We start from the raw sequence: 12,503 nt of genomic DNA, 5'->3' as shown, positions 1-12,503 counted from the left end.
ATCTCCTCAGGCGCTGTGGTGACGGGCAAGCCAGGCTTTCCAGCCGCCCCACGCGGTAATATCCGTGGCGTCGTGTAGTGCTGCGGGTTCGCAAATAAACCCTTTCACGCTCCTGCCGTCTTCCAGAGTCAAAGTGCCGATCCCAAGCGGCGCGGGGATTTCCGCCACAAATTCCCCAAAACGAGCCAGCGGGATATCCCATAGCTCGACGGCAATCGGCTGCCCGGAGGGGCTTTTGGCAAGGCCGGGTTTTGGCGGCTGAGTATTGGCCAGCGCGTAAAGGCGATAATTGGCCGCGGTGCGGGATTCTTCGATAAACACCGCATGACGTGTGGTGAGCTGGTGGTTGAGCGGCATTCCACGCAAATGTGCGCCGACAACGGCAACGCGAACGTGGTTTGCAGAGATTTTTGCGGCAAGGGTCGCAGGAAGCGTTTTTTCAGTGGCACCCAGCGGCAGGTTCAGCGCCTGTTGCCAGCTTTTCCCGAAGTGGCTCAAGGCCTGGTCGTGCCATGCGGGGGCGATAATCGTGATGCCTGCTGGTAAGCCGTCTTCACGGAAATCTCCCGGCAGCGCCAGCGCGCAGAGGTCGGCCAGATTGGTGAAGTTGGTGTAGGTGCCAAATTGCGAGTTGTATCGCACCGGTTCCTGCGCCATTTCAGCGAGGGTATGGATGGTCGGCGACGTTGGCACTACCAGCGCATCAAACTCGCTCAGTTGCGCGTTGATTTTTTGCGCCAGTTCCGCGCGGGTGTATTCCGCCTGCCAGGCATCGCAAGCCGTGTACTTCAGGCCGTTGGCCACAATACCGCGCACGGTGGGGTCCATCGCTTCAGGCTGATTTTTGAAAATTTCGCCTACCGCAACGGTTCGCTCCGCCACCCATGCGCCGTAATAAAGCTGCTCGGCTAACTGGTTAAAGGCGGTGAAATCGATCGGAATAAGTTCTGCGCCCTGCTGCTCCAGGCGTTGCAACGTTTTGGCAAACGCCGCCTCGCTATATTTGTCGCCAAAAAACTCAAGCTGGTCGGGAATGGCAAAACGAGGTTTTTCATTAAAACGTGCCGGGGCCGTATGCGGGTTCGAACGCGAGTACGGATCTTGTGGATCGTACCCGCCCGCCACGGCGGCGACCGTTTCAGCATCTTCTACCGTTAATGCGAACACCGAAACACAGTCATTCAGGCGGCAAGCAGGCACCACGCCTGCGGTGGAAATCCAGCCTTTTGTCGGTTTCAGGCCAACGATATTATTGAAGCCCGCCGGTACGCGCCCGGAACCGGCGGTATCGGTACCCAATGAGAAGCAGACCAGGCCGCGCGCTACCACCGATGCAGAACCGGAGCTTGAGCCGCCGCTCACGTATTCAGGGTTGAAGGTATTTTTGACTGCGCCAAACGGTGAGCGGGTGCCGACAAGCCCGGTAGCGAATTGGTCGAGATTTGTTTTGCCTACCACAATGGCCCCCGCCGCTTTCAGGCGGGCTATCACAGTCGCATCTTTTCCAGGGGTGTAAGTAAATGCCGGGCACGCCGCGCTGGTGGGCATTCCGGCGACATTAATATTATCTTTCGCCGCAAAAGGAACGCCTAATAATGGAAAGTCTGCTGCCTGCTTTTCACCAGAATTAATTGCCTGAAAAACTGTGGTTAATTGCGCATAGATTTCATCCTGCGTGGCGATATATATCCACGCATTATCATCGCGGGATAACTTCGCATTTAATTGCTGATATGCCGCCACTAGTTGTTGCGGGTGCTGGCGGTAACTCGCGACCCATTCAGACAAAGTTGCTACAGACATAAACTGGAATCCCATCTGGTATACAAGATGGAATCAATAAAGCATTAAACGTGCCAGGTATTTATAACGCTGATAATCAACAGATTTGAATATAATAAGGCGCGCTTTATTCTTTTTTCGCACTCTTATAGAGCGAGGATTTAAATTATTTATCCAGAAAGGTGCAAATAAACACTGTCATATTATTTTCTTATATTCTTTTATAAATCGGCAAGCGTGTGTCGGATGACCCTTGCGCTTATCCGACCTACGAAAATTCCCATACAGACATAAAAAATGTCACGCCCATGATTTGATAGTGTGATCAACCACCAGGAAAGCAAGTTAACCATACAATACCCTAAACATCGTCTCAAAATCGGCATTAATACATCATGTTGATGTACAAAAATAGAATACGATTCCATCCCAGATCGAACTTAGGTATAGCGCCAATAGCCGCCTATACTTCCTTAAAATGTCTAAAGGCAAACGAACATGACTAAGCCCGCCCCTACCGGTTTATTGCAGCAACCTAAACCGTTTTTTATGATTTTTTTTGTTGAGTTATGGGAGCGTTTTGGATACTACGGCGTGCAGGGTATTCTGGCCGTATTTTTCGTTAAAGAGCTCGGTTTTTCACAGGAACAAGCCTTTGTCACCTTTGGTGCCTTTGCCGCTCTGGTTTACGGGCTGATCTCTATCGGTGGCTATGTTGGCGATCATTTATTAGGCACAAAACGCACGATGGTTCTTGGTGCCGTGGTCCTGGCGCTGGGCTACTTTATGACCGGTTTGTCGCTGCATAATCCTGATATGATCTTTATTGCTCTGGGCACCATCGCGGTGGGCAATGGGCTATTCAAAGCCAATCCAGCCAGTTTGCTTTCAAAATGCTATCCACCAAAGGATCCCCGTCTGGACGGCGCATTCACCCTGTTTTACATGTCTATTAACATCGGTTCTTTGCTGTCTTTGTCGCTCGCGCCCGTCATTGCCAACAAATATGGCTACGCCGTGACCTACAACCTGTGCGGCATTGGCTTAGTCTTCGCATTGCTGGTTTATTTCTGCTGCCGTGGCATGGTGCGTGACATCGGCTCGGAACCCGATAGCAAGCCAATGAGCTACAAAAATTTACTGCTGGTTTTAGCAGGAACAGTGGTGATGATTTACGTCTGTGCGTGGCTGATGCATAACGTGAAAGTGGCGAATATCGTGTTAATTGTGCTGTCCATCATCGTGATTTTCCTCTTCTTCCGCGAGGCCGCGAAACAAAACAAAAGCGATCGCAACCGCATGTACGTCGCCTTTGTGCTGATGATTGAAGCGGTGCTGTTTTACATTCTGTATGCCCAGATGCCAACGTCGCTGAACTTCTTTGCTATCAATAATGTGCGCCATGAAATTCTCGGCTTTACTATCAACCCCGTCAGTTTTCAGGCTCTGAACCCATTCTGGGTGGTGGTTGCCAGCCCCATTCTGGCCACGCTGTATACCCGTTTTGGTGCCAAAGGCAAAGATCTGACGATGCCTGCCAAATTTACTCTCGGCATGTTCCTGTGTTCGTTAGGTTTTTTAACTGCCGCCGCTGCTGGCATGTGGTTTGCTGACGCACAAGGGCTGACTTCCCCGTGGTTTATCGTGCTGGTTTATTTGTTCCAGAGCCTGGGTGAGCTAATGATCAGTGCGTTAGGTTTAGCGATGGTCGCCGCACTGGTGCCGCAATATATGATGGGCTTTATTCTCGGGATGTGGTTCCTGACCCAGGCCGCAGCCTTCCTGCTCGGCGGCTACGTTGCCACCTTCACGGCAGTGCCGGAATCCCTTAACGATCCGCTGCAAACATTGCCGATTTATACCGGCGTGTTCAGCAAAATTGGCATCACGACCTTTGTTATCGCGCTGATTATGGCCGCGATGGTGCCGTGGCTAAACCGTATGATGAATATGCAACCGGAAGTGAAAACCGCTTAATTTCTACGCCTTGGTTTCTTTTCACGCCGCCTTCAACGAAGGCGGTTTTTAATAACACGTTTTAAAACTTAAATAATGGTGCCGCCTTTGGTTAAATCCTCGCGGCGCTGTTCCACTTCTGCTTTATGGTGATGGCCCTTCTGCGCGATGGCGATACGCAAACGCTGCTGCTGCGCGTAACGATCTTCGCGGGTTAACTCAGCATCGTCGCTCAGTTCAATCAGCAACTCATTCATATGCTCAATCACATTCTCCGCCACCGCCGCGTCTACGCGGGCAATAACATCTTCCAGGTGCGCCATAACTATCTCCTTAAATTTTGAGGGTATACTTTATGACTCCCCGATAATATTCTCAAGCTCATTAATCATTCGTGCTGTTTACAGAATGAATCTAACGCTCCGGCTAATGCCGCTGGATTCTCCCATGACATGCAATGCCCGCATTCGGCTAATACCGATGTGTTGATACCCCAGTTTTGAACTTGGGTGAAATCATTATCGGGCAGCGATTGCTCACCAAAGATCAGCGAACGTGGTTTTTCCAGTTGCGCGAAAATCGTTAACCAATGATTACCCTTGATCAAACTTTCTGCTCCGCGCCATACAGCCCAGGGGGCCGCAGCCGCTAGACTTCCAGACCATGGGCCATTTTCATCGTTAATCAATGAGCTATGTCGATCTGAGACATAATTCGCTTCATTTACGCTGCAAATCTGTTGGCTAAAAAAGCCGCCTCCCGCATGGAAATTAGGCTCTGAAACGATCAGCCCGGATAAATTTGCCGTCAATAATTCTGCTGCTTCAATACAGATACTGCCACCCATGCTATGACCATAGAGAAAATACTTATCCAGTTTCAGATGACCAATAAGTTCAGCCACCACTTGCGCCTGTTCTTTAATTGAATAACTGAAATCGCGGGGTTTTTCGCTGTATCCGTAACCGGGAAGATCGATAAGAATCGCCCTTCTGCCGGAAAAGTTCTTATCTGCAACCACTCGCGGATATTCATAAGATGACGCACATCCCAGGCCGTGAACAAACACCAGCGGCGTACCGCTACCGGGCAAGTCCAACCAGCGGACGCGGCAATTTGCAGTCGTTGAAAAAAATGACTCCATGTCGTGACTCCTGTCTTTTTAACGGTCGAGGTCGCTAACATTCATCCCCCCTACAACTGCTGTCATGTAGGGGGATAAGCCGAAGGCGTCATCCACCATTAATGCCAATATTGTCGGAGGTCGCTACGCTAATCCGACCTACAATAAAGATTATCAGTTCAATTTTGCTTTCGAGAAATCGCTGCCGTTCAGGCTGACGGTGTAACCCGTCACATTGCTGCGAGTGGCATAGAAAGTTTTGCCATTTGCCAGCACGATCTACCGCCATTTATTATTACAATAACGCAACAAACCGCTGCAATATCGCTCTGGATTCAGGCGTGTCGCTGACTTTTGCCAGCAGTGCGTCGCGGTCTTTACCTTTCATCGCCACTCTTTCGCTGCGGCTGGTGATGATTTTATTCATCACCGGGGCGCTAAATTCCGGGTGGAATTGCACCGAGAATGCGGTTGGCGAGTAACGAACTATCTGATGCGGGTCATGGCTGGATGCGCCCAATACCACCGCACCTTTTGGCAGCGCGAGCACGCTTTGCTCGTGGCTTAAAAAGGTATCGAACGAATTTGGCAGGCCGCTAAGCAGCGGGTCGTGTTGGGCGGCGTCATTCAGCGTGACGGCAATTTGCCCCACTTCGCTACCCTGCGGATGGTAATCCACCGAGCCTCCGAGTGCGTAAGCCATTAACTGGTGCCCATAACACACACCCAAAACCGGCACGCCCGCCTCGATAACTTCACGCGCCCACTCGGCGGTGCGTTCGCTCCACTCTTCATGGTCCGTCACCATTGCCCATGAACCGGTAATCACCGCGCCGCTAAACGTGCCAACAGCGGGAAGTGCTTCACCTTCAAACGGACACACCACAGTCACCGGGCCAACATCACCTAATGCGTCGTGAAACCACTGTGGCTGCTCGCCGACGGCTTGACGAATATCCAGCGGTGGATGGCCCATCTGAACCAGTAATAACGGCAATTTTTCTGACATTGATTAAGCACTCCGGCGATGTAGAGAAGAATAATCAGTAGCACAAAACCGTCGCGTCACCCAATGACTTAAGTGCAATCGCCCGATAATTAGAAAAAAGTGCCGCTTCCTCCGCCGTTTGCCTGGGCCGGGAATCCGTAAAATGGAAAGTGTGAAAATGGCTCAAGCGGAGCTGAAAACAGCAGGATTGATGACGTGGCAAAAACATTATTGCGCAGCGGATGCTTAGATGACTTTCTTTCGCTAGGCGAAAACGGGCAGACAGTATTCGACTCGGCACTACAAATTCGCGAAACATTGCGCTTACGCAAACAGCAAGCGGTGGTCGATAGCCTGGCGATTCCTCAGCCAAACGATGAAGGCGACCGGGTTGACTGGTACGCGCCCTGCGAAGGTTCAGTCATCAGTTGGGCTGCGGCCAGCGATGAACAACGCAAAAAAGCGCTGCGCTATCTCGATAATTGCCAGGCCAACGTCGCCTCGCTGATTCAGCGCTGCGGGCAGTCAGAAAAAACGGCGATTCAACTTTTTGGCTCCTTGCTCGCCAACGCATTGCAGTTTCCTGGCAGCCAGCATGTTTACCTGGTTGATGGCAAACCGGTGCTGACGTTTTGGGGATTTGTCAGCCTTAACAATAGCGCCCGCCCCGACCCTCTCGATTGCTTACGCATTACCGAAGAACACGAACCCGTTATCGAGTTCCTTCCGGAGCCACCCCCTGCCGCACCGCCCGTTATCGTCTTGAGTGAACCGGATGAACCGCTGTATTCGATAGCCGCGCCAACCCCCCTTGCACCGTTGCCAGAATTACCGCCGCAGCCTGCGCCAGTCGAAGAAATTGTCACACCTGCGGCAGTGAAAAAACCGAAACGCTGGATATGGCCCGTTGCGGCGGCCATCGTGGCGGCTATCGCTGCTCCAGTGTCATATTTTGTGGTATCGGCTCCCCACGCCGAGCCTTTAGCGCAGAAAGTCGAAGACGTTAAACCGCAAGCCATTGCCCCTGCGCCGATGCAGGCTCAACCCGTTGTCGAGCATGTTTCCACGCTGCCTGTTGCCCAGGCCGCTGTTGTCGAAGCGCCCGCACCAGAACCAGAGCCGGTTGTCATCGCCGCAACAACGCCCGCTGACGTACCCAAAGGCGCGCTGATTTTACCCGCCGACGCGCTAAAAGTCGGCTCGACAAAATTCCTCAACGGCAGCTGGCGCGTCGCCATCAATATTAAAGATTCCATCACTGGCAAACCGCCGACGCTGCGTTACCAAATCGCCAATAACAAAGGCAACGTGCGCCTGGTGCATGGCGACAATATCGTCTGCAAAGCGGAAGTGTTTTCCGGCCTGATGCAGTCCGGCACGTTGATGATCAAAACCCGTGGTAATGCGCGTTGCAGCGATGGTTCGCGTTATCCGCTGCCAGAAATTTCCTGCAAGCCCGACGAGAACGATGTGGCTCAGTGCAGTGGGCGCTACGACAGCGACACCGTGGTGCCTGTGACATTTAAAAAAGTGAGTGATTAATCATGTTTGCCACTTTGTATCCTTATAAGCCGAGCGTGACGCTCATTAAAGACAGCGGCATTCAGTTTCTGGACTTCGGTCTCGCACCTCAGCCAAACGCGCCACATACCGGGCGCTTTGTGCGTAAAACAGCAAACGGCCCACTGCTGCGCCTGGATTATGATGTCATTCCAGGCAAATTTACCCTGCCAGGTGCTTCGGGCTCCGCGCCTGAAGTCGTGAAACCCGAAAGCACGATTACGCTGGGCCATTCGCTGAAACTGCTCGATAAAACCTGGCTGCCGCTGCCGTTCCTGCGTTTTAACCCGCCGCGCACTTTTGTTGGTGGGCCGCACAACTGGGCGCGTGTGCAGATTCGTTGCCTCGAAACGCCAGACTCCTCAGGCAATACGGTGCGAATCACCATTGCGCTGGATACTAAAATCCTTGCGGACGACAACCCGGCAGCGCATCTGACTCCGACGCTCAACGATGTACGCAACGGCGCGCGCTTTGCCCTTGCCTGGCAAAACGAAGAGATCAACGACTTTATCGACCAGACCTGGGTTGATGGCTGGCTGCGCGAAGTGTTCACCCAATTTGCCACACGCAATGAATCCCGAACCGAACGTGAAATCAGCAACGCGCTGAAAACGTTCGAATATCAGGCGCATTATCTCAATATTATCGAGATGCTCGGTGCGCAACTGGCGGTGCCAGAGGTCAAAATCGTCACCGCCACGCTACAAGCCCCGGCTATTCCGGTCGATCTTGTGCTGGATGTCGGCAACACCCATACCTGCGGCGTGTTGATTGAAGATCACGGCGAAGCCAATGACGGCTTGCGTCAGACTGCCGAGCTGCAAATTCGCTCACTCAGCGAACCGCAAACCATCAACGATGCGATGTTCACCAGCCGTCTTGAGTTCTCAGAAGCTAAGTTCGGCAAACAACACTTCTCGGTAGAAAGTGGCCGCGACGATGCGTTTGTCTGGCCGTCGATTGCCCGCGTGGGTGACGAAGCACGCAGTATGGCCTCCGCCCGTTTAGGCACCGACGGCGCAAGCGGCATCTCCAGCCCGCGCCGCTATCTGTGGGACGAAACTCCTGCCAGTCAGGACTGGCGCTTTAGCCAGATGGGAGTGAAAACCCAACGCGAACCGCTGGCGACAGCGTTTCCCTTAATGAACCTGATGAATGACGACGGGCAACCGTTGTATTCGCTGCCGCTTGACGAACGCTTGCCGGTGTTTTCACCGCAATACAGCCGCAGTTCGTTAATGACCTTGATGCTCTGCGAATTGCTGGCGCAGGCGCTGATGCAAATCAACAGCGTCGGTTCGCGGCAAAGCATGGGGCACCTTAATGCGCCACGTCAGCTACGCCATTTAATCCTCACGTTACCTTCCGCCATGCCAAAACAAGAGCGTGAGATCTTCCGCCAGCGCATGCAGGAAGCGGTCGGGCTGGTGTGGAAAGCGATGGAATGGCACCCGACCGACGACGGTTTTGACAGCGAACGCGATTTCCAGAAAAGCGTGGTTCCGGTGCCTGACGTGCAGATGGAGTGGGACGAAGCGACCTGCGGCCAACTGGTGTGGCTGTATAACGAAGCGCTGGTGAACTATGCCGGGCAAACCGGAAACTTCTTCCAGAGCCTCGCCCGCCCGGATCGCCATTTAGCCGCAGACGAATTGCCAGGCAAAACGCTGCGCGTGGCGTCGATTGACATCGGCGGCGGCACGACCGACATGGCTATCACGCAATATCAACTTGATGACGGCGTGGGTAGCAATGTGAAAATCGCCCCGCGCCTGCTGTTCCGCGAAGGTTTTAAAGTCGCAGGCGATGATATTTTGCTGGATGTGATTCAGCGCTGCGTGCTCCCGGCGCTACAGGCGCAAATTCACCAGGCGGGCGTCGTGGATACCACAGGTTTAATGACTACGCTGTTCGGCGAGTCCGGGCGCATGGACACACGCGGCACGCTGCGCCAGCAAACTGCGCTACAACTGTTTATTCCGCTCGGCCACGCGGTGCTCTCTTTCTGGGAAAACAGCGACCCGGAAGACAAACACGCCGCTCTCGAAGCAACATTTGGCGAACTGCTCACCCAGCGCCCAACCGATAACGTGATTAATTACGTTCAGCAAGCCGTGCAACACGCGCTGCCTGCCGATGCCCCGGCGTTCGATCTGTTCAGCGTGCCGTTGCAAGTTGAGTTATCGGCGTTGCAGGACGCGCTGCTCGCCGGGCAATTCACTCTGACCGCCCCGCTGCAAGCCCTGTGCGAAGTGATCAGCCATTATTGCTGCGATGTGCTGCTGGTGACGGGCCGCCCGGCCTGTTTACCTGGTGTTCAGGCGCTGCTGCGCTATCAACAGCCGGTGCCGGTGAATCGCATCGTCTGGCTGGATAACTATCAGACTCATGAATGGTATCCGTTCAGCCAACAAGGCCGTATTGGCAACCCGAAATCGACCGCCGCCGTCGGCGCGATGTTATGCAGCCTGGCGATGGACCTGCGCCTGCCAGGTTTTAACTTCAAAGCGTCGGATATTCAGGCCTATTCCACCGTGCGTTTCCTCGGCATGCTCGACGGCAACAACCGGCTTGTGGATGAGAACGTCTGGTATCGCGATATCTGCCTTGATGACCCAAAATCGACACTCGATACGCGTCTGCATTTCCCGCTGCGCGGCAACGCGTGCCTCGGATTCCGGCAGCTTGATGACGCCCGCTGGCCCGCAACGCCGTTGTACACGCTGGCGATCAATTCCCCGCAGTTGGCAAAAGCCATTGCCGGTGAAGGCGTGTTAAACGTGCGTCTGCAACAAACCCGCGAAGCCGATGCTTTCGTGCTGGCAGAAGCCTGGTTGCAGGACGGCAGCAAAGTGCCGCTCAATCAACTGAGTTTTAAATTGAATACCCTGGCAGGAAGCTATAGCGGAGCCAGCCATTACTGGATTGACAGCGGGAGCGTGTACCAAAAATGAAGCCAATAACCTCAACGCTGCACCCTTTGGTGGACTGGATCCAACACACTCGCCAGTCCGTACCGCGGATTGAAAATGAAGCCGATGGTCTGTTGCAAAAATTGGCTGTGCTTCAGAATCGCCAGCAACATATAGACTTGCAGGCGGAGCAACCACTAACCATTGGACTTTATGGCCACTCGGTTTCTGGTAAACATCATTTGTTGACCATGCTGTTGGGCGATCATCACGATCGCATTGAAATCTCGCTTGGCGGCAAAGTGCTGGATTACCTGACGCACATTAACCCCGGCCATGCGCCGAATGTTGCCGTGCGCTTTACGCGCCGTGAATTGCCCATTGCGGAACACTATCCGTTACTGATTACCCTTTGTAGCAGCTCCACGCTGGCGCAGCGTTTGATTCGCCAGTATCACGCTGAACCGGGCGCACGATTTGCCCGCCACGAAACGATCGCCGCGAGACTCAAAGAGCTTCAGGTTCGCCGCCAGACGCAATCGACAGCAGCGATAACGCAGCTGCAAGCCTCTGATATCGCGCAGACTTATCAACAGGTGGTGCGCCGCCAACATTATCTTGAAAATGCCCTGTGGCAGCAAATCGCCGACCTGCTTCCCTGGTTGAATTGTGCGGATCAAGCCGCGTTGCTGGCCCCGCTTTGGGGCGATAACAGCGCAATAACCATGCAGTGGCAGCATCTGGCCGAAACGCTGAATCATCTGGGGAATGCCCAACAGGTTTTAGCCCCGGCAAGCCTTTTGGTAGACACGTTCTTATTGCCGGTTGAAGGTTTCCTGATTCCCGGAACACCAGATGAACCCGAAATGGGCGCGGACGTCATGGTCTGCCCACTTTTCAATCATGAAATCGGCACGCAAGTCAGCCTGGCACAGCGCGATTTACAGCAACTGTGCGCTGAAATTACGCTCTCGCTCAACCATCAGCCGAAACTGGCTCAGGTCGATGTGGTGGATATTCCCACGGTGCAGCTCGACGATTACGCCCCCTGGTTACAACCCGATAAACTGGTGGTGTGCAATGCCGCCGCCGAACGCGCGGATGTGAACGCGGCAGGTAAAATGCTGGCACGTTGGGTGGATAAAACCCAGGCCAGCAACGCCACGACACCGGGCCTGATTTGGGCGATTACCCCAGAAGATGCACGCTTTAGCGGTGCCAATCTGGACCACGGCGTGCAGAGAATTATCGGCCTGCCGGGTAAACGCTGGGGCACGTTGCAGGCGCTGGATAGCCGTAATATGCATCGTTTGCTGGAATGGCTGGCGGATGCCGTGGTTCCGGCTCAGCGCACACTGCGCATTGAGATGTTACAGGCCGCGCTGAACCAGGAAATCAGCACCCTGTTCTCGCCTGTTATCGACGCTGACAATATCACCCCGGAGCGTGCGCGTTCGCAGGCCGAAGAGCTGGTGCGCGCCCTGCAAGCCAACGCGGCCCAGCACGGTGAATTGCTCGCCAGCCTGATGCCTGAACGCCAGGCGCTGCAACAGCGCTGGTTAAGCCATCAACAATCCCGCATCCAACAACCTGCTGATTTCAGGCTTGATATCGACTTGTTCGCAGAAGATGACGGCCACGATGCGCCGAATCACGCCCCGGACAGTTTTGCCAGCGTGGTGCATTTGCACTGGGTAAACCATCTGCGCCAACTGGCAGCACGCCGGGAAGTCGCCCAACTATCCGGGCTGGATAACACGCAGCTTCAGGCGCTTTGCCAGTTGCTGATTATTGCCAGTTATCGCCTGAAATTACCGGAACAACTGGAAACCGCACTGCGCCACGGAGACGGCAGCATGGCGCAGGAAATCACCTGCGTGAGCGCCGTACTGGGTGATTTTGTCAGCTGGTTGGGTTACGCGCATATCGAACCAACACTGCGCCCGGCAAGCCGCGTCAACAAAGGCTCGCCAGTATTTGCTCCACAAAAACAAGCAACAGCTAACGTGCGCCTGGTGCGTCTGGGCGAACAACCGGCGCGCGGTAACACTATTTATGTGTACGACTGGCTGGTCGCGTTATACGCCCGCGCCGTGGAAAACATCGGTTATCGCCATCCGCTGGATGTGAGTGATGTGCAGAAAAAAGCGCTGAAAGATCTATTGGCTTTGTAGGATTA

The 12,503-nt window shown here is 53.9% G+C and carries 8 protein-coding genes; 4 read left to right on the top strand and 4 right to left on the bottom strand.

Going from position 1 to position 12,503, the window contains the following annotated elements:
• Positions 1-6: 6 nt before the first annotated feature.
• Positions 7-1,803: an allophanate hydrolase gene (atzF, locus tag AC0IWZ_RS09480; RefSeq protein WP_471677481.1), complete on the bottom strand. Its 1,797-nt coding sequence runs from the start codon at positions 1,801-1,803 to the stop codon at positions 7-9.
• A 477-nt stretch (positions 1,804-2,280) separates the two neighbouring features.
• Here atzF and dtpB point away from each other — a divergent pair, with 477 nt between their 5' ends.
• Positions 2,281-3,759, top strand: a complete 1,479-nt coding sequence (dtpB, locus tag AC0IWZ_RS09475) for a dipeptide/tripeptide permease DtpB (RefSeq protein ID WP_115628686.1) — start codon at positions 2,281-2,283, stop codon at positions 3,757-3,759.
• A gap of 68 nt (positions 3,760-3,827) precedes the next feature.
• Here the strand turns inward: dtpB and AC0IWZ_RS09470 are convergent, their stop codons facing one another.
• From AC0IWZ_RS09470 to AC0IWZ_RS09460, 3 genes are all read right to left on the bottom strand, one after another.
• The gene (locus AC0IWZ_RS09470; RefSeq protein ID WP_034495278.1) at positions 3,828-4,061 is read right to left on the bottom strand and encodes a DUF2526 family protein; all 234 of its coding nucleotides are present in this window, start codon (positions 4,059-4,061) and stop codon (positions 3,828-3,830) included.
• A 65-nt stretch (positions 4,062-4,126) separates the two neighbouring features.
• A complete protein-coding gene (locus AC0IWZ_RS09465) occupies positions 4,127-4,882 on the bottom strand; it encodes an alpha/beta fold hydrolase (protein ID WP_471677482.1) in 756 nt (251 codons plus the stop codon).
• A gap of 274 nt (positions 4,883-5,156) precedes the next feature.
• Positions 5,157-5,870, bottom strand: coding sequence for a glutamine amidotransferase (locus AC0IWZ_RS09460; protein WP_471677483.1), 714 nt, complete (start codon positions 5,868-5,870; stop codon positions 5,157-5,159).
• A 195-nt stretch (positions 5,871-6,065) separates the two neighbouring features.
• Here AC0IWZ_RS09460 and AC0IWZ_RS09455 point away from each other — a divergent pair, with 195 nt between their 5' ends.
• Genes AC0IWZ_RS09455 through AC0IWZ_RS09445 form a run of 3 tightly spaced genes read left to right on the top strand, consistent with a single transcriptional unit; the run spans position 6,066 to position 12,498 of the window.
• Positions 6,066-7,391 carry an SrfA family protein gene (locus AC0IWZ_RS09455; protein WP_471677484.1) on the top strand — a complete coding sequence of 442 codons (1,326 nt, stop codon included), beginning with the start codon at positions 6,066-6,068 and terminating at the stop codon, positions 7,389-7,391.
• 2 nt (positions 7,392-7,393) lie between these two features.
• Positions 7,394-10,366: a virulence factor SrfB gene (locus tag AC0IWZ_RS09450; protein ID WP_471677485.1), complete on the top strand. Its 2,973-nt coding sequence runs from the start codon at positions 7,394-7,396 to the stop codon at positions 10,364-10,366.
• On the top strand, positions 10,363-12,498 hold the full coding sequence (locus AC0IWZ_RS09445; protein WP_471677486.1) for a virulence factor SrfC family protein: 2,136 nt from the start codon (positions 10,363-10,365) through the stop codon (positions 12,496-12,498). The genes AC0IWZ_RS09450 and AC0IWZ_RS09445 overlap by 4 nt, the downstream gene beginning before the upstream one ends.
• Positions 12,499-12,503 lie beyond the last annotated feature (5 nt).

Source organism: Buttiauxella sp. AC142 (genome assembly GCF_979253435.1).
The sequence above is the reverse complement of the archived record's forward strand: the minus strand, read 5'-3'. Positions and strand labels throughout refer to the sequence as shown.